The organism is Glycomyces harbinensis, from assembly GCF_900101745.1.
Classification (GTDB): domain Bacteria; phylum Actinomycetota; class Actinomycetes; order Mycobacteriales; family Micromonosporaceae; genus Glycomyces; species Glycomyces harbinensis.
On sequence record NZ_FNAD01000007.1, the window covers coordinates 71,751 to 89,896 of the forward strand.

17 protein-coding genes are annotated in these 18,146 nt (G+C 72.0%); 7 read left to right on the forward strand and 10 right to left on the reverse strand.

What is annotated here, in order from left to right:
* Positions 1-2,136: an alpha-galactosidase gene (locus tag BLQ63_RS13180; RefSeq protein WP_091035169.1), complete on the forward strand. Its 2,136-nt coding sequence runs from the start codon at positions 1-3 to the stop codon at positions 2,134-2,136.
* Positions 2,126-3,058: an aldose epimerase family protein gene (locus tag BLQ63_RS13185; RefSeq protein WP_091035172.1), complete on the forward strand. Its 933-nt coding sequence runs from the start codon at positions 2,126-2,128 to the stop codon at positions 3,056-3,058. Before BLQ63_RS13180 ends, BLQ63_RS13185 begins: the two co-directional genes overlap by 11 nt.
* Here the strand turns inward: BLQ63_RS13185 and BLQ63_RS13190 are convergent.
* Complete coding sequence (locus BLQ63_RS13190) at positions 3,055-3,918, reverse strand: helix-turn-helix transcriptional regulator (RefSeq protein WP_091035174.1); 864 nt, start codon at positions 3,916-3,918, stop codon at positions 3,055-3,057. The two genes, BLQ63_RS13185 and BLQ63_RS13190, sit on opposite strands and share 4 nt — an antisense overlap.
* Before the next feature lie 91 nt (positions 3,919-4,009).
* Between BLQ63_RS13190 and BLQ63_RS13195 the strand changes: the two genes are divergently transcribed.
* Entirely contained in the window at positions 4,010-7,045 is a 3,036-nt protein-coding gene (locus tag BLQ63_RS13195) for a DUF5107 domain-containing protein (protein ID WP_177154922.1), read from the forward strand.
* Positions 7,046-7,061: 16 nt separating this feature from the next.
* Here the strand turns inward: BLQ63_RS13195 and BLQ63_RS13200 are convergent, their stop codons facing one another.
* From BLQ63_RS13200 to BLQ63_RS28440, 3 genes are all read right to left on the reverse strand, one after another.
* The gene (locus BLQ63_RS13200) at positions 7,062-7,868 is read right to left on the reverse strand and encodes a CPBP family intramembrane glutamic endopeptidase (protein WP_143014873.1); all 807 of its coding nucleotides are present in this window, start codon (positions 7,866-7,868) and stop codon (positions 7,062-7,064) included.
* A 133-nt stretch (positions 7,869-8,001) separates the two neighbouring features.
* Positions 8,002-8,439: a VOC family protein gene (locus BLQ63_RS13205; protein WP_091035181.1), complete on the reverse strand. Its 438-nt coding sequence runs from the start codon at positions 8,437-8,439 to the stop codon at positions 8,002-8,004.
* 8 nt (positions 8,440-8,447) lie between these two features.
* Entirely contained in the window at positions 8,448-8,594 is a 147-nt protein-coding gene (locus tag BLQ63_RS28440) for a hypothetical protein (RefSeq protein WP_177154923.1), read from the reverse strand.
* Positions 8,595-8,668: 74 nt separating this feature from the next.
* On the opposite strand from BLQ63_RS28440, the gene BLQ63_RS13210 reads away from it, so the two are divergent.
* Together BLQ63_RS13210 and BLQ63_RS13215 are read left to right on the forward strand one after the other, a co-directional pair.
* On the forward strand, positions 8,669-9,697 hold the full coding sequence (locus BLQ63_RS13210; RefSeq protein WP_091035183.1) for a LysR family transcriptional regulator: 1,029 nt from the start codon (positions 8,669-8,671) through the stop codon (positions 9,695-9,697).
* A gap of 17 nt (positions 9,698-9,714) precedes the next feature.
* A complete protein-coding gene (locus tag BLQ63_RS13215) occupies positions 9,715-10,566 on the forward strand; it encodes an SDR family oxidoreductase (protein ID WP_091035186.1) in 852 nt (283 codons plus the stop codon).
* A 74-nt stretch (positions 10,567-10,640) separates the two neighbouring features.
* Here the strand turns inward: BLQ63_RS13215 and BLQ63_RS13220 are convergent, their stop codons facing one another.
* From BLQ63_RS13220 to aztB, 5 genes are all read right to left on the reverse strand, one after another.
* The gene (locus BLQ63_RS13220) at positions 10,641-10,970 is read right to left on the reverse strand and encodes a nuclear transport factor 2 family protein (protein WP_091035188.1); all 330 of its coding nucleotides are present in this window, start codon (positions 10,968-10,970) and stop codon (positions 10,641-10,643) included.
* A gap of 225 nt (positions 10,971-11,195) precedes the next feature.
* Positions 11,196-12,341, reverse strand: coding sequence for a zinc metallochaperone AztD (aztD, locus tag BLQ63_RS13225; protein WP_091035190.1), 1,146 nt, complete (start codon positions 12,339-12,341; stop codon positions 11,196-11,198).
* Positions 12,342-12,408: 67 nt separating this feature from the next.
* Positions 12,409-13,335 carry a zinc ABC transporter substrate-binding protein AztC gene (gene aztC, locus BLQ63_RS13230; protein WP_091035192.1) on the reverse strand — a complete coding sequence of 309 codons (927 nt, stop codon included), beginning with the start codon at positions 13,333-13,335 and terminating at the stop codon, positions 12,409-12,411.
* The gene (locus BLQ63_RS13235) at positions 13,329-14,492 is read right to left on the reverse strand and encodes a hypothetical protein (protein WP_091035195.1); all 1,164 of its coding nucleotides are present in this window, start codon (positions 14,490-14,492) and stop codon (positions 13,329-13,331) included. The genes aztC and BLQ63_RS13235 overlap by 7 nt, the downstream gene beginning before the upstream one ends.
* Positions 14,493-15,341 carry a zinc ABC transporter permease AztB gene (aztB, locus tag BLQ63_RS13240; RefSeq protein WP_091035197.1) on the reverse strand — a complete coding sequence of 283 codons (849 nt, stop codon included), beginning with the start codon at positions 15,339-15,341 and terminating at the stop codon, positions 14,493-14,495.
* Positions 15,342-15,400: 59 nt separating this feature from the next.
* On the opposite strand from aztB, the gene aztA reads away from it, so the two are divergent.
* A complete protein-coding gene (gene aztA, locus BLQ63_RS13245; RefSeq protein WP_091035951.1) occupies positions 15,401-16,036 on the forward strand; it encodes a zinc ABC transporter ATP-binding protein AztA in 636 nt (211 codons plus the stop codon).
* Positions 16,037-16,154: 118 nt separating this feature from the next.
* Here the strand turns inward: aztA and BLQ63_RS13250 are convergent, their stop codons facing one another.
* Positions 16,155-17,252 (reverse strand): hypothetical protein, encoded by a 1,098-nt coding sequence (locus BLQ63_RS13250; protein ID WP_143014874.1) that lies wholly within the window; start codon positions 17,250-17,252, stop codon positions 16,155-16,157.
* A gap of 207 nt (positions 17,253-17,459) precedes the next feature.
* On the opposite strand from BLQ63_RS13250, the gene BLQ63_RS13255 reads away from it, so the two are divergent.
* Entirely contained in the window at positions 17,460-18,071 is a 612-nt protein-coding gene (locus tag BLQ63_RS13255; protein WP_091035202.1) for a hypothetical protein, read from the forward strand.
* Positions 18,072-18,146: the final 75 nt, after the last annotated feature.

Consider the following 18,146-nt stretch of genomic DNA (forward strand, 5'->3'; position numbering starts at 1 on the left):
ATGACCGACCCAACTCCCGACGTCGTCCACCTGCGGCGGGCGGGCACCAGCGTCGTCGTGTCGCTCACGGACGCGCGCCTGCCGCGAATCCTTCACTGGGGCAACGACCTCGGCGACCTCTCGGGCGCCGAACTGGCCGCGATCCAGCGCGCGACCTCGCCGACGATCGGCGACAGCGCCGTCACCTACCCGCAGCCCGTTCCGGTGGTCCCGCAACTGGCCGAGAGCTGGCTCGGGCGCCCCGGCGTCACCGGCTCGCGCGAGGGCCGGGCCTGGGCCCCGCTGTTCGCGGCCACCGCGATCGGGTTCGACGACACCGGTGACGCGGCCGTCCTCGAAGTCGACGCCACCGACGCCGCAAGCGAACTCGCGCTCACCGTCGAACTCCGCCTCGAGGCGAGCGGGCTCCTGCGCGCCCGGGCGACCCTCCGCAACGACGGCGGGCCCTACCGCCTCGACGCGCTCGAACTCGCACTGCCGCTTCCCGACCGCGCCGAAGAACTCCTCGACCTCACCGGGCGCTGGGCCCTCGAACGCGTGCCGCAGCGCCACCCGTTCCCCGTGGGCGCCTGGGTCCGCGAGAGCCGCGGCGGCAAGCCCGGACTGGAAGCCCCGACGATGCTCGTCGCTGGCGAGACCGGGTTCGGCTTCCGCGGCGGCGACGTCTGGGGCGCCCACCTCGGCTGGAGCGGCAACCAGGTCCTCGCCGCCGAGCGCACCCCGGCCGGCACCCGCGTCCTGCGCGGCGGCGAACTCCTCCTCGCCGACGAGACGGTTCTCGGCACCGGCGAGGCCTACCGCACGCCGTGGCTCTACGGCGCGCGCGGGGCCGGACTCGACGCCCTCGCCGCCCAAGTGCACCGGCACCTCCGCGCCCGGCCCGGGCACCCCAGGACGGCCCGCCCCGTCATCGTCAACACCTGGGAGGCCGTCTACTTCGACCACGACCCCGACCGGCTGCTGCGCCTGGCCGAACGCAGCGCCGAACTCGGCGCCGAGCGCTTCGTCGTGGACGACGGCTGGTTCCTCGGCCGCCGCGACGACCACACGTCCCTCGGCGACTGGACCGTCGACCCCGAGGTCTGGCCCGAGGGCCTCGAACCGCTCGCCGACCGCGTCCGCGAACTCGGCATGGACTTCGGCCTCTGGTTCGAACCCGAGATGGTCAACCTCGACTCCGAACTCGCACGCGCCCATCCCGAATGGGTCTTCGACGGCGGCCACGGCCCCGGCCCGGCCTCCCGCCACCAGCACGTGCTCGACCTCGGCCACGACGGCGCCTACCGGCTCGTCCTCGACCGGATCTCGACGCTCGTGGGCCGGCTCGGCATCGCCTACATCAAGTGGGACCACAACCGATACCTCACCGACGCCGGGCACAGCACCGACGGCCGCCCCGGCGTCCACCGCCAGACCGAGCGCGCCTACCGGATGATGCGCGAACTGCGCGAGGCCCACCCCGGCCTGGAGATCGAGTCCTGCGCCAGCGGCGGCGGCCGCATCGACCTCGGCGTCCTGGAGCACACCGACCGCGTGTGGCCCTCCGACTGCAACGACCCCAGCGAGCGCATCGACATCCAGCGCTGGACCGGCCTGCTCATGCCGCCCGAACTCCAGGGCACCCACATCGGCGCCGAGACCTCCCACACCACCAGGAGAGTCGCGACGCTCCCGTTCCGCGCCGCCACCGTCCTGTGGGGACATCTCGGCGTCGAGGCCGACCTCACCCGGACCGACGAGCGCACCTTCGCCGAACTCAAGGCCTGGGTCGACGCCCACCGCGGTCTGCGGCCCCTGCTCCACACCGGCGACGTCGTCCACGCCGACACCGCCCCCGAGTTCCGCCTCGAAGGCGTCGTCGCCGCGGACGCGAGCGAAGCGCTCTACCAGTTCGCCGTCCTCGCCCGGCCCGCCGTCTGGCCGCCGCCGCGCCTGCGCTTCCCCGGCCTCGACCCCGAGCGCCGCTACCGCGTCGAGGAACTCGCCGTCACCGAAGCCGTCCCCGCCGGGCAGCGTCCACCGTGGATGGCGGCCGATCTCGTCCTGCCGGGCCGCGCACTCGCCGAGACCGGCATCGAGGCGCCGTCCCTCGACGTCGACCGCTCGGTCCTGCTGCGCCTCAGCGATGTCGGCTGACCGACCGGAGCGCGGAGCGGGCGGAATCGTCAGTCTCGCCGGCGAGACCTCCTCGGCCGAGGTCTCGCCGCGGGCCGCGTCCCTGCGCGCGCTCCGCGTCCGCGGCCTCGACCTGGTCGAGCCCACCGCGCGATTCGCCGAACCGCCCGGCATGGCCGGCGCGGTGCTCGTGCCCTGGCCCAACCGGGTCGCAGACGCCCACTGGCGCTACGACGGCGCCGAGCAGCGCCTGAAGGTGACCGAACCCGAACTGGGACATGCCAACCACGGGCTCCTGGCCGCGCACGACTTCACCGTGCGCGCCGCCTCGGCCGCGTCGGTCACCCTCACCGCCCCCGTCACCGGCCACCCCGGCTATCCCTTCGACCTCGACGTGGCCGTGACCTACCGGCTGCGCCCCGACGGCATCGAGGTGGCGACGGCCTTCGCCAACCGCGGCGACCGGCCCGCCCCGGTCGCCTCGGGCGCCCACCCGTACCCGCGGGTCGGGCTCGCCCCGACCGAGACGCTCGCCCTGCGCCTGGACGCCCCCAGCGCCCGCGTCCCCGGCCCGACGCACCTTCCCGGGCCCTCCTTCGACGTCACCGGGACCGTCTACGACCTGCGCACCGGCGCGCCCTTCGCGAAGCTCCCGCGCCATCTGACCTACGAGCTCGCCGACACCGGAAAGCCTTCGCGCCACCGGCTCTCCGCGCCGGACGGCACCGCCGTCGAACTCCACGCCGACGGGCACCACCGCTGGTTCCAGCTCTACATCGCCGAAGGGCTCCCCACCGACGAGGGCCCGCGTCCGGCCGTCGCCGTCGAACCGATGACCGCGCCGCCCAACGCCCTGCGCACCGGCGAGGGGCTGCGCTGGATCGAACCCGACGAGACCTGGACCGTCCGATGGGGTCTCAGCCTCATCGAACCCGGGAGCTAATCGCTGTACCGCTGCCTGAACTCGCTCGGGCTCATGCCGTGGTGCCTGCGGAAGACCCGCGAGAAGTAGAACGCGTCGTCGAAGCCCACGTCGAAGGCGATCTCGGTGATCGTCGCGTCGGTCGCGTCCAGCAGCTGCCGCGCCCTCGCCATCCGCAGTGCGGTGTGGTGGGCCAGGACGCCGCCGCCCGTCGCCCTGCGAAACAACGTGCTCAGATGGGACGGCGAGACGCCGACGAGGCTCGCGAGCTCGGGCACCTTGACCTTCCCGTCCAGTCGCTCGGCGAGGTAGTTCATGGCCCGCTGGAGCGGATCGCCCGGCTCGGGCATCAGTCTGTCCACATTGATCTGCGTGAGCAGCTTCCACGCCGCGCCGGCCGCGCCGAGCAGCCGGACGGGGGACTGGTCCCGCTCCAGGCCCGAGACGATCTCGTCGAGCAGCGCCACCGCCCGGTCGATCGCCCGGATCGGGACCACGGGCCGCTCGGCCGAGGCCTCCAGGCTCTCCACGAGTTCGGTCACGTCGGTCCCCGCCAGGTGCGCCCACCAGATCGTCCAGGGGTCGCGCGCGTCGGCCCCGTACGAGTGCGGGACCCCGCGGGGGATGACCAGCGCCTGCCAGGCCCCGAGCCGGTGCGCGCCCGAACCGACCCTCGCCCAGCCCGTCCCCGAGGCGCAGACGATGACGATCGCCTCGTCAGTGCCCCTCGGACGCTGCATCCGGTGGTCCGCGGCGGCCGGGTAGTAGCCCGCGTCGGTCACCAGCAGCCGACGCGTCACCGGCCGCCGCAGCGCCTCGGCGACCTGCGGGCGCGGGACCACGACCAGGCGCTGTCCCCGGAACCCCTCTTCGATCGGCATGGGCCCATCATCCACCACAACCGGCGGATCGTCCAGGCCTTCTGGCCCATCACCCATTCCCGAACGCCGCCGCGCCCGCTTCACTGGAGGGGTGACCAGCGACCGACTGCACCTTCCCGACGCCCCGACCGACCTCGCCGCCCGACTCGCCGCAGGCGAGGCCGTGGCCTGGAGCGAGCCGGTCTCCATGACCACGTACGAGCCCGCCGCGCCCGACCCGTACCCGATGTTCCTGGACCGGCGCGTCTACCAGGGCTCCAGCGGCCGCGTCTACCCGATCCCGTTCACCGACCGCATCGCGGGCGAAGGCGCGCCGCGCACCTGGCAGGCGATCCACCTCGAGAACCGCTGGCTGCGCCTCATGGTCCTGCCCGAACTCGGCGGCCGGATCCACGTCGGCTTCGACAAGACCGCCGGCTACGACTTCTTCTACCGCAACAACGTGATCAAGCCGGCCCTCGTGGGCCTGGCCGGGCCCTGGATCTCCGGCGGCGTCGAGTTCAACTGGCCCCAGCACCACCGCCCCGCGACGTTCCTGCCCGTGCAGACCGCGATCGAGGAGCACCCCGACGGCGCCGTCACCGTCTGGTGCTCCGACCACGACCCCTTCACCCGCATGAAGGGCACGCACGGCATCCGCCTCCACCCCGACCGCGCCGTGGTCGAACTCGCGGTGCGCCTGCACAACCGCACCAGCGAGACGCAGACGTTCCTGTGGTGGGCCAACGTCGCCGCCCGCGTCCACGACGACTACCAGTCCTTCTTCCCGACCGACGTCCGCTACGTGGCCGACCACGCCCGCCGCGCGATCACGGCCTTCCCCCGGGCCGACCGGCCCTACTACGGCGTCGACTACCCCGCCCGCGGCGACGGCCGCGACCGGCTCGACCTGTACCGCAACATCACCGTTCCGACGTCCTATATGGTCACCGACACCCGGGACGACTTCTTCGGCGGCTACGACCACCGCGCCGGCGCGGGCTTCGTCCACGTCGCCGACCGCCGCATCGCCCCCGGCAAGAAGCAGTGGACCTGGGGCAACGCGCCGTTCGGACACGCCTGGGACCGCCACCTCACCGACGAAGACGGCCCCTACGTCGAGCTCATGGCCGGCGTCTACACCGACAACCAGCCCGACTTCTCCTGGCTGGAGCCCGGCGAGACGAAGTCCTTCACGCAAACCTGGTACCCCATCCACGGGATCGGACCGGCCCACCAGGCGAACGACGAGGCCGCCGTCCGGCTCGACGCCGAGCCGGGCCGCATCGCCGTCGGCGTCTGCGTCAGCCGTCCCCGCAAGGGCGCCGTCGTAGCGGTGACCCTCGATGATGAGACACTGTGGACCACGACCGCCGACCTCGAACCCGGCGTCCCACTGCAAGCGTCCTTCGACGCCGCCTGCGAACCGACCGAAGTGGAACTGACGGTCACCCACGAAGGCGCCCGACTGATCTCCTGGCGCCCGCGACCCGACCACGACGCCCCCGAACCCCGTCCCGCCACCGCGCCCCTGCCGCCCGAGTCGGTCGAGAGCGTCGACGAGCTCTACTACACCGGCGTCCACCTGGCCCAGTACCGCCACCCGAGCCGCTCGCCGATCCCGTACTGGACCGAGGGCCTGCGCCGCGACCCCGGCGACGTCCGGTGCAGCCTCGCGCTCGCCGACGACGCCTACCGCCGCGCCGAGTACGCCGCCGCCGAACGGCACGCCAGGCGCGCGCTCGAACGCCTCACCGCCCGCAACCTCAATCCCCGCGACGGCGAAGCGTCCTATGTGCTCGGACTCATCCTGCGCCGCACCGGCCGCGAGGAGGCGGCCGTCGACGCGTTCGCCAAGGCCGCCTGGGACGTCCGCTGGCTCGCCCCCGCCTCACTCGAGATCGCGCGCATCGACGCCCGGGCCGGGCGACTCGCGCAAGCCCTCGATCGAGCCGAGACCGCGCTGCGCCTCGCCCCCGACGACACGCGCGCCCACGCCGTCCGCACCGTCGCCCTCCGCGGCCTCGGCCGCACCGGTGACGCCGCCGGGTTCCTCGCCGCGCGCCTCGCCGACGATCCGCTCGACCAGGTCGCACAGGCCCTCGACGGCCGCACCCTCGCCTGCGACGCCCGCACCTTCATCGACGTCGCCCTCGAACTCGCCGAGGCCGGCGCGTCCGACACGGCGCTGGCGCTCCTCGCCGAAGCCGAGACCCGCGAGCCGACGCCCGCCGGGGAAGTGCGGCCCATCGCCGGATACCACCGGGCCCGGCTCCTCGACCTGCTCGGCCGCGCCGACGAGGCCGAACACGCCCGCAAAGCCGCACGCGGCGCCCCCGCCGAGCACTGCTTCCCCTCCGGGCTGGACGACCACGACGCGCTCCGCGCCGCACTCGACGCCGACCCGGGCGACGCCCGCGCCGCCGCCCTCCTCGGCATGCTCCTGTTCGACCGGGGCCGGACGGAGGAAGCCCTCGAATGCTGGGAACTCGCGATCGATGCCGGCCTCGCCGACCCGGTGCTGCACCGGAACGCGGCCCTCGCCACGTACGCCGTGTACGGCGACGACGACCGCATCCCGCAGTACTTCGAGCGCGCGATCGCACTGCGGCCCGACGCCCGGCTCGTCTACGAACTCGACCAGTTCCTGGCCCGCCGCGGCGTTTCAGCACAGGACCGGCTCGCCCGGCTCGACCCCGCGATCGTGCTCGAACGCGACGACGCGACGGTGGTCTACTGCGAGCTCCTGACGGAGGCGGGCCGCCACGACGAGGCCAGGTCCATCATGGAGCATCGCGCGTTCGCACCGTGGGAAGGCGGCGAAGGCCGCACCCTCGCCGCCTGGGAAGGCCTCATGCTCGCCTCCAGCCGAGCCGCCGAAGCCGACGGGGACCTCACGGCCGCACTCGACTACGTCGACCGCGCGATCGACCCGCCGCCCGACCTCGGCGAGACCCGCATCGAGACCGCCCACCCGGTACGGCTGCTCACCAGAAGGGCCGACCTCCTCGACCGCCGCGGCGACCACACCGAAGCCGAAACGCTCCGGGCCGCCATCCCGGAGGAGGAACCGGCCGAGGACGACGACCGCAAGGTGGACTACTTCGCGACCTCGCTCCCGGACATGCTCCTGTTCCCGCCGCGATGACCGACTGCGGCGGCCCTCATCGGGCCGCCGCGGACTCCTGCTCCCGCTTGCGCACGCGGACGACTCGGGCGCGGGCGAACACGGCCAGGAACACCGCGGTCGTCACCACGGCGGCGACCGCGGTGACGTACACCTGCGGCGACTCGTTGACCTGCCCGCCGGCGACGGTGTGCAGGACGACGTTGATGAGCCAGTGCCCGATCGCCGCGGTCAGCACGCGCTGCCAGAAGGCGCCGTTGCCCATGTACCCCAGGAGGATCGCGAAGGCGACGGTCGCGACGACGAACGAGGCGGCGACGGCGAATCCGGCGGTGAAGATCTGGACGTGCCACACGGCCCAGACGACGCCGGTGGCGCTCGCCGCCGCGAGGCGGCCCATTTTGGTCTCGAACAGCGGCTGCATGAAGCCGCGCCATCCGATCTCCTCGCCGGTCGCCCCGACCAGCTGGAGCACCAGGTACAGCAGGAACGGCGCCCCGGCGACACTGGAGACCCCCGCGAAGTCCTCGCCCAAGGCGAGCGTGCACGCGACGACGATGAGCGCGAAGAGCCCCACCGCCGCGACCATCAGTCCGGTGTGGGCGGTCACCTGCCTCCGGGAGACCGCCTCGGGCAGTAGGGCCTTGAGCCGCTTTCGGTAGATCAGCCATGCCGCCAGTGCGCCGAGCGCGGGACCGAACTGCGCCAGGGTGAGCACTTCGCCGTCGACGCCGGCCGCCGACTGGAGCACGCCGAGCGCCCCGGAGAACAGGAAGGCCAGCAGCGTGAAGACGCCGAGCACGGGCCAGGGGCCCCTGGAGGGGCGAGAGGAGCTGGGAGACATGGCTTCCTTTCGAAACGCGTGGGGTCGGAGGGGCGCCATGACGCTACCCGCCGGTCCGCTCCTCTTCGGATCTGCCGGACGCGGCTGTGATGCCTCCCCGCTCAACGACCGCGTACCGCAACAAGGCCCACCTTCAGTCGAAGTACTCCACCAGGCCGACGATGACGCCGGCGGGGCCGCGCACATACGCGTACCGCAGGAGTTCCTCGTACTGCGCGGTGTCGCCGACGAGTTCGGCGCCGTGCGAGCGCAGCCGCTCGACGGTGTCGTCGACGCCGTCCACGACGAACGTGAGCCGCGGGATGCCCGGCGTGCTCACCGGCTCCCACGGCGCCCGGCCGGTGGCCTCGGGGCTGTGGATCACCGACAGCTCGACCCGGCCGTTGCCGTCCGGGGTCCGCAGCATGGCGATGTCCGACCGCAGGCCGTCGAGCGCGGTGAGCCGGTCCGCCCATTCGCCCTCGACCGTCGCCTCGCCTTCCAGCTCCATGCCGAGTTCGGTGAAGAACGCGACGGCCGCCGCGAGGTCCTCGACCACGATGCCGACGTGGTCCATTCGCTTCAGTGTCATGGGAAGGCTCATTTCTCCGCGTTCGCGGGCTCGTAGCGGCGGCGGGCGCTGCCGCCGACCCGTGCGAGGTCGGTGCCGTGGACGTGCAGCGCGGAGCGCACGGCGGCGGTGAGATCGGTGAGCGCTGAAGGTGCGCTGATCGTGGGTGCTTCCATGCGATCAGCCTCCCCCCGATCGATCCATCAGTCCAATGCCAGATCTCGCGCCGACCGATCGATAGTATCGATGAATGCTCGATATCGTGCGGCTTCGCATCCTCGCCGCGATCGCCCAGCACGGCTCGGTCACCAAGGCCGCGAAGCAGCTGCACTACGCGCAGCCGTCCGTCAGCCACCACCTCGCCCGGCTCGAGGCCGAGACCGGCGCGCGGCTGGTCCAGCGGGTCGGCCGCGGCATCCGGCTCACCCCCGAGGGCCAGATGCTGGCGCGGCGGGCCGCCGAGATCATCGGCCGCGTGGACGCGGCCGCCGCCGAGCTGGACGACATGCTGGGCCTGCGCATGGGGCGCGTGCGGCTCGCGGGGTTCCAGTCGGCGCTGAGCACGCTCGTGCCCGAAGCGGCGGCGGCGATGCGCCGCGACCACCCCGGCGTCGAGGTGAACCTGGTCGAGGCCCACCCCGAGATCGCGCTGGCGCAACTGCGCGACGGCGAGGTCGACGCCGCGATCATCTTCCGCTACGACGACGCCCTCCCCGACGACGTCCACGGGGTCCACCTGTTCGACGACCCGATGTACCTGGTCAGCGCCGAACCCGGCCAGACGCTGCTCGACCACCGCGACTCCGCGTGGATCGGCGGCTGCACGCGGTGCCGCCGCGAACTCCTGGACGCCTGCGCGGCCGTCGGCTTCACACCCGAGATCGCCTACACCAGCGACGACATCATCGTCCAGCACTCCCTGATCGCCGCCGGGCTCGGCGTGACCACCAACCCCGGCCTCGCGCTCCGCACCCACCATCGCGACGGCGTCGCAGCGACCGAGATCCCCCACTTCCGCAGGCGGGTCCACCTCGTGACCTACGGGGAACCCCCGGACCCTCCGGCGACGGCGGCCTTCATCGCCGCGCTCCATGTTGCGGCGCAACGATATGCGTTATCGGCGTCGAACCGCGGCGGCCAGCGGGCACCTGGAACGCCCCTTCCGCCCGATCGGCTTCGGCGATGCCCTAGGCCAGGGGCGCCCGCTCCGAGCTTGACGGCCGTCCCGCCTCACCGGCGGCGTGCGACCCGGATACTGGTGGTCGGTCATGGAAGCTGAGGAAAGGGGACCAGGGCGTGGGAATCATCGCCGTCACCGGGGCCACCGGTCAACTGGGGTCGCGGGTGGCCCGAATGCTCGCCGATCGCGGAGTGCCGCAACGGCTCGTCGTCCGCGACCCGTCGCGCGCGCCCGAGCTGGACGGGGCGGAGGTCGCGGTCGCGTCGTTCGAGGACGAATCCGCCCTGCGCACCGCATTGTCCGGAGTGGACACGCTGTTCCTGGTCTCGGCGCACGAGAGCGCGGACCGGATGCCCGAACACCGCAGCGCCGTGCGCGCGGCGGTGGCGGCCGGGGTCGACCGCGTCGTCTACACCTCGTTCATGGGCGCATCCCCGCTGGCCACGTTCACCTTCGCGCGCGAGCACTCGCAGACCGAGCGGCTCATCGCCGAGTCCGGGCTGCGGCTCACGGCGCTGCGCAACTCGCTGTACGCCGACATGCTGCCGCTCTTCGTCGACGGCGACGTGATCCGCGGCCCGGCCGGGCAGGGCAGGGTCGCCTGGGTCGCCCGCCACGACGTGGCCCGACTCGCGGTGGAGGCCCTGCTTGATCCGGCGCACGCCGACCGCGTCTACGACGTGTCCGGCCCCGAACCGGTCGACCTGCACGAGTCCGCGCGGATCCTGAGCGAGGTCACCGGCCGCGAGATCGGCTACGTCGCCGAGACCGACGAAGAGGCCCGCGCCTCCCGCGCGGGCTCCGAACCATGGCAGATCGACGGGTGGGCCGGCTCCTACAAGGCCGTCGCCACGGGCGAGACCTCGGTGACCAGCCACACCATCGAGCACGTGACCGGCAGGCGCCCTTGGACTCTCGAAGAGTTCCTGCGCAGCGAGCCGGAATCCTGGAGCCACCTCGCCGCCTGAGCGCTCATCGCCGACGCCACCGGAGCGCGGGGGAGTCGACCGCGCGGCGCCCTCAGGGCGCCGCGCCGCCGCCGCTATTCGATGACCAGGCGCGCGATCTTGCCGTCGCGGACCTGGAACTTCAGCGTTCCGGTGCCGTTGAACCGGTTGCCGCTCACCTTGAGGGTGACGTCCCATTCCTGGGGGCTCTTGCCGGGTTCGGCCGCGATGACCTCGAACCTGCTCTCCATGCCGATGTTGTCGGTCTGGTTCCACCGCGCCGCCCCTTCGACGCCGGTGAACTCGCGCCCCCAGTCGTTCAGGTAGGCGTCCGCGGTGAACACCGCCAGGAAGCGGTCGGTGTCGCCCGCGTTGGTCGCGTCGATGAACTCCTGGATCGGCGCCGGCAGCTGGATGTCCGTCATGTCTTCCTCCACGCTCGGTTGCAGCACGTCATGACGCTACTGCCGATGCGGGGACCGGATCCAGAGTTCGCCCATCCCTGGATCGACGGTCGGGGGAGCCGGCGCCGCCGCGCGTCCGCTGTTCCGCGACCGCCGCGAGTTCGGAGCGACCGCACCCGCTCGATCAGCGCGGCCGCCGCGGGCCCCATGGGGAGCGCCCGCGGCGGCCGCGTGTCGGGGAGCCGTTCAGACCCCGGTCATCTCGTTGGCCGGGTTCGGCAGGTCCGCCTCGGCGGTGACCTCGCCGGATGCGAGGTCGACGGCGTAGATCTTCGAGGTGATCGGGTCGTTCACATAGGCGGTGTCGCCGCGCACGAAGACGGAGGGACGGGCCTCCTGCCATTCGATCGGCTCCTCCCAGGCGTCGATCACCGGGAACGACTGGGCGACAACGGCGTTCTCCATGTCGATGACGTGGAGCGCGCCGTCGGTGCCCAGCAGCAGGCCCTCGCCCCCGGGACCGCGGGCCAGCGACCTGAAGGTGTAGCTGGTCCCCACGTCGAGCAGCCGCAGTTCGCCGGTCTCGGTGTCGATGATCGACACCCGTTCGGGGCGCTCCAGCTCGGCCTCGGGGTCGACCTTGTAGTCGCCGAGGATGAACGGGGAGTCCTCATGCCCTCTCGTGTTGCCGATGCGGCCGTAGTCGTCGGGACTGTCGACCTTGGTGATCGCGCCGTCCTTGTAGATCAGCACGCCGTTCTCGCAGCCGACGACGATCGCCTCGTTCAAGGCTGCCGATTCGCCGTGCACCCCAGGGCATTCCTCGCTGCGGGCGATCTCGCCGCCCTCGGTGTCGAGCACCTGGATGCCGGTCCGGGTCTCCTCGTCGCCGTGGGTCACCAGCAGTTCGCCGTTCGCCAACTGCACGGCGACACCGTGGTGCGCGTGCTCGGTGGTGAAGGTCCGGGTCTCGGGCAGTCCGTCCCCCAGGTCCTGCGGGTCGAACGTGGTGACTTCTCCGGTGCCGTCGGAGAACAGCGCGGTGACGCCGGCGTGGTTGACCGCGTGACCGGGTTCGGGGGCGGCGAACTCGTCCTCTGTCAGCTCGGCCGACACCGCGTCCAGCACCCGGAATCCGGTCGAGGTGGACACGAGGACGTGGTGGCCGTCGCCGGCGGGGTTCAGCCGGTTGAAGCCTTCGAGGGGGATGTCCTCCACGACCTCCAGCGTCTCGCCGTCGAGCACGTAGATGCCGCCGTCGTAGGTGACGACCACGGCGTCGGCGACCTCGACGGCCTCCTCGTCCGGGTTCTCCTCGGCGGGTGCGGAACAGGCCGCGAGCAGCAGCCCTGTGGCCAGTAGCGAGGGCACCGCTAGTTTGCGAACGCTCATGCAGATCACTTTCCTGTTGTCGATGGGTACGGGCAGGCCCTCCCGCTCGTGCGTGGGAGGAAGTTCTTCATTCGTCGCCAAGGCCTTCGGCGATGGACTCGGCGTTGCTGCGGGCCATCTCCAGGTAGGTTCCGGCGCCTTCGCCGGGCCGGGTGAGCGACTCGGTGAACAGCGGCACGATCTCGATGTCCACATCGGTCTCCTCGGCCATGGCCCGGACCAGCAGGTCCGGTTGCGAGGAGTCGGCGAACACCACGGGGACACCGGATTCGGCGACGGCGTCGGCCAGGTCCTTCAAGTCGGACGCGCTGGGCGATGCGAGCGTGGTGCCGCTGGGAATGACCGCGCCGATGATCGCGAAGTCGTAGCGCTCGGCCAGGTACCCGAAGACATGGTGGTTGGTGACGAGCTTGCGCCGCTCCTGGGGAATCCGGTCGAACAGCTCTGTGGTGTGCTCGTGCAGCTCGTCGATCTGCGCCGCATACTCGTCGGCGTTGGCGCGGATCCGCTCGGCGTCGACTCCCGAGACCTGCTCGATCACCTGGTCGGCGATGAGGTCCACGGCGTCGCGCACGCGCACCGGATCCGTCCAGAAGTGGGGATCGGGCTGCCCCGCGGTCGCATCGGCGGTGTAGTCGATCGGGTCGACGCCCTCACCGACGGCGAGAGCGGGCACCCCGGACGCCACGGCCGCCTCGACATGGCCGATGACCCCCTCTTCGAGGCCGAGTCCATTGTGAACCAGCAGCTCGGCCTGTTCGAGCGAGGCGGCCTGCTGCGCGGAGACGCCGAACGAGTGGGGATCGGCATCCGCCTGCATCAGCACCGTCACCTCGGCCTGGTCGCCGACGATGTTCTGCGTGATGTCGCCCAGGATGTTGGTGGTGACGACGATGCCGGACCGGTCCGATTCGAAGGCGGCGCAGCCCGACAGCGCGGCGGCGGCGAACAGCGACAACGCCAGCGATGCGCGGCGCGTGAACACGGCTACCATCCCGTCTGCACCATGTGGTCGGGCTGGAAGTCCAGCTCGAAGGTCCGGGCCAGGCGCAGGTCGTCCCGGTAGTCGATCTCGTAGACCGCCGTGCCGCCGGGATCGTTGACATAGGCGCGGGCGGTGTCGACCTGGATCGTCGGCGGCACACCGCCGTCGGCGACGGTCATCAGCTCGATCCGGGCGAGTTCGGCGCCGGTGCCGGGGTCGTAGGACCGCAGCACGCCGTCCTCGGTGAGGACGAGGACGGGGGAGTCCTCGCCGGTCGCGCTCACCGCGACCGCGTCAGGGACGTCGATCTCCGTCCACCGCCGCTCCTTGAGGTCCAGCACCAGCACCTCGCCGGACAGGCCGTGGGCGGCCAGGACCGCGGTGCCGGGACGATGGTGGAAGCCGCCGTCGATCCCGCCGTCCGGGTAGGGGATCTTCTCCGCGGTCAGCTCCTCGTCGCCGCCACCGGCGATCAGCAGCGCGCCGTCCTCGCAGCCGAACACGGCGCCCCTCCTGGTGACGGTCGGCGCCTGCGGCTGGGGGCAGGACTCGGCGAGCTCGGACTCGAGCGCCCCGTCGCGGCCCAGCACCTGGACGGCGCCTTCGTCGACCGCCAGCAGCCGCTGGTCGTAGGGCAGAACGGCCTGCGCGCCCGTTTCGCCGGTCTGCGCCACCTCGCCGCCTTCCAGCGCATCGCGGTCGAGCGACAGCACCTCCTGCGCCGCGTTCAGGACGGTCACTGCCGGATCGCCGACGGGCGTGAATCCGGTGCCGTCGATCGCGCCGATCGAACCCGGCTCGGTCTTGTAGTAGTGCACGTGGTCGCCGTGGTCGACCGTCCAGACGCCGCTGTCGATGATCTGCGTGTCCGACGCGCCGGACACGTAGACGAAGCGGCCGTCGGTTCCCGTCGCCCGCACCCCGTCGACGGAGGCGATCTCGATCGACTCCTCCGTCACCGGGTCCAGGATGTGGACGTCTCCCGTGCCGGCCTCGGCCATGACGAGGCGCCATTGCGCTTCGGCGGTCTCCTCGGCGCCTTCGACGTATCCGTGCGGGGTGGGCTCCTCGGCATCGGGCGGTGCGCCGGATCCGATGGAGCAACCCGCGAGCAAGGCGCATCCAGCGGTCGCGACGGCCACGCGGGCCCTAGGCGCAAGCGGCATTCAGTGTCCTTTCAGGGGCGTTGCGGTGAACTGGAACCGGTCCCGTACCAGGGCGGCCAGCACGGAGACGAAGAAGCACGCGACGGCGAACGCGGCGATGGTCGCCCCGGCGGCCGTCCCGAAGTGCCAGGAGATCAGCAGTCCGCAGACGGTGGCGCCGGCGCCGATCGCGGCGGCGCCGAGCATGATCGCGGGAATCCGATTGGCCCACAGGGCCATCGCGGCGGGCGGCGCGATCAGGAGGCCGAAGACCAGCAGCGTGCCGACCACGTGGAACGACGCCACGATCGCCAACGTCAGCAGGGCCGTCATCAGGAAGTGCGCCAGGCCGGGCCGCAGCCCGAGGGTCGCGGCCTTCCTCCGGTCGAACGCCAGCGCCACGAAGGACCGGTAGCCGGCGACGGTGAGCAGCAGTGCCACCGCCAGTGCCCCGGCCAGCACCAGCAGGTCGACGTTCCGCACCGCCAGCACGTCCCCGAACAGGAACCCGGTGAGGTCGACGGCGAAGGACTGGGAATGGGACACGATGATGACGCCGACCGAGAGCATCCCGACGAACAGCAGGCCGATGCCGGTGTCCTGGGACAGGCGGGAGGTGCGGGACAGGGCCGTGACGCCCAGGGCCATCGCGACCGCGCTGAGGGCGGCCCCCAGCAGGAGGCTGCCGCCGAGCAGGGAGGCGATCGCGACGCCCGGGAGCATCCCGTGCGCCATGGCGTCGCTCATGAAGGCCATGCCGCGCAGTACGACCCAGGTGCCCGCCAGCCCGCAGATCACCGAGACGAGGAGTCCGCCCCACAGCGCCCGTGCCACGAAGCCGACCTCGAAGGGATCGGTCAACCATTCCATGGCAGGAACTATAATGATAATCGTTTTCGTTTCCAACGCACTTGAGAGTGATCCCCGACATGCCGAACTCGATCGAACTGACCGAGGTGAGTGCGCGCCACGGCGCCGCGACCGTGCTGCACGGCCTGACCGTTTCGATTCCGGCGCAACGGGTCACCGCGCTGACCGGACACAACGGGTCCGGTAAGTCGACCCTGCTCGGCGTCCTCGCCGGCGCCCACGCGCCGGCGTCGGGGTCGCTGCGGCGGTCGCACGCACGACGCGCCGCTCTGGTGGTCCAGCGCAGCGAGGTCCCGGACGCGCTGCCCATCACCGTCCGCCAGGCCGTGACCATGGGCCGGTGGGCGCACCGCGGCGCATGGCGGCGCCTCACCCGAGAAGACCGCTCCATCGCCGAACGCTGCATGGACCGCCTCGGCGTCGCCGCCCTCGCCGACCGCCGGCTGAGCACCCTCTCCGGCGGGCAGCGCCAACGCGTCCTGCTCGCCCAAGGGCTCGCGCAGCAGTCGGACCTGCTGCTACTGGACGAACCCGCCACCGGCCTCGACGCCGAGGCCAAGGAGCAGATCGCCGCGCTGCTGGCCGAGGAGAGCGCCCGAGGGGTGACGGTCGTGCACGCCACCCACGACCTTGAAGACGCCGCCGACGCCGATCACCGCATCACCCTGTCGAACGGCCGCTTGCTGGCCCCGTAGACGCCGCCGCGCCGGACCGCGGACACCACGGCGGCCCCTCTGACGACAGAGGGGCCGCGCGGAACGACTCGTACCTCCGCGTGGAGACGATCCACGCGCTCGCAACGGTCTTCGGTGACTACCCGCAGGTCCAGGTGACCGCGTTCGTGAGGGGCTGCTCGTCGGCGTCGTACTCGCCGATGAAGACGTCCCCGGCGAGCAGGGAGCCGTCGGCGCTGATCGCGACGACGTTGTCGCGGCTGGTGTTGTCGGCCGGATCGATCAGCCCCGGCAGTTCGACGATGGTCTCGCCGGACTGGTAGGCCGCGATCGGCGAGTCGCGGAGATGGCTGGCGACGGTCCCCTTGCCGCTGACGGCCACCCAGTCGCCGAGGTCGGTCATCTCGGCGGTGCCCTCGGCGAGGTTCCAGCGGACGCCCCCGTAGCCGACGCCCGGGGCGCTCAGCCAACCTGAGGCCCAGTCGCCCTTGATGTCGGTGACCTCGGCGGAGGCATCGGCCAGGTCGACGCCCTCGGGCATCGCCAGGTAGTCGCCGGTGCCGTCGACATGCCACACATACGGCTTGGACTTGCCGGAGTTGTCACCCTCGACCTTGACATGGCCGACGATGGTGCCGTCGTTGCCGATGTCGGTGGCGCTGCCCAACTCGTTGCCCTCGGGCAGCGGCAGGTCGACCGGTCCGGTCCCGTCGGCCGGCCACAGGACGGGAATGAAGGTGCCGCCGCTCTCGCGGCTGCCGACGATGTCGCCCTTCGCGTTGATCGCGTGGGCCGAGCCGCCCTCCTCGGTCGGGAGCTCGGTCAGCTCGCCGTCGCGCCAGACGTACGGCACATACCCGGACATGAACGTCCAGCCGACGCCGACCCCTTTGGCGTTGACGTCTTCGAGCGTGGCGTAGTCGTTCAGCATCGGCACCTCGGTGACGTCGCCGTCGGCGTACAGGAGCTGCTGCGGTGCGGGGCCGTCCGCGTCGGGCGATTCGGCGAGGTAGGCGATGACGGTGCCGTCGTTGCTCATGCCGGTGACCCTCGTGGACTGGTAGCCCTCGGGGATCGGCAGGGTCTCGAAGGCGCAGGCCTGCTGCACCGCGGTGTCGGACTCGTCCGCCGAGGCGAACTGGACCGAGACCACCGTCGCCGCGGCGACGGCCCCGACCGCGGCCGTGGCGGCGATCGCCTTGCGGGCCTTGAACCTTCGATTCACTCTGGTCTGCATCGCATCAATTTCCCAGTCATCCGTGGATTCGCTTCCCGGCGGCGAATCGGCGATTCGCCCCCAGCGTCACTCTGTCCGAAAGCAGCGGTTTTCTCCAGGCGGAGCACCGGCGGGACACCGGCAGATCGGGACCGCGCCGAGCACGCGGGACCCCTCCCGGCCGACCGCGCCTATAACAGCGGGAGAGCACTCACCCTGGAGGTCGCCGTGCCCCGCAACGCCCCCGCCGCCCTGGCCGCCGCATTCCTCGCCCTCGGCCTGACCGCCTGCACCGGAGGCGGATCCGCGGACGACGGCCCCGACGAGGCGCCCGGCACCGCTGACGAGCGGGCCGCCGAACTCGTCGAATGGGCGGAAGCGTTCTGCGCCGCACCCGAGGCCATTCCCACACTCCTGTACGTCCCCTTCACGGCGGCGGCGCACAACACGCCGACCACTGACGAGGACCGCCAGCCGCTCATCGATGCCCTCGCTGACGCGGACCAGGCGCTGGCGGACGCTATGGCGGCGGCCGACACCGTGCCGCCCGGCCCCGCTCCCGAAGCCGAAGCGGCGCTGGCCCAGTACCGGGCGGATCTGGAGGAGACCCGGGGCACACTTGCCGAGTACGCCGAGATCGCCCCCGTCTACGCGAGCGCGGACCTGGAGGGCCTGTACATGCTCGCCGGAATGGACGTCATGAACCTGCCGTACTCGCTGATGATGGCCGAGACGTACCTGACCGAGCCCGACCTCGCCGAGGCCGCCGCGAACGCGCCCGCCTGCGGCGGCGGCCCCGGCGCCGAGGAACCGTCGGGCTCCGCTTCAGACTCCACCTGACCTTGGGGCGACGCGAGTCGGAACCCGAAGCGCTGAACGCGATCGGGCGGTGGACTGCCGATGACCGAGGGGCCG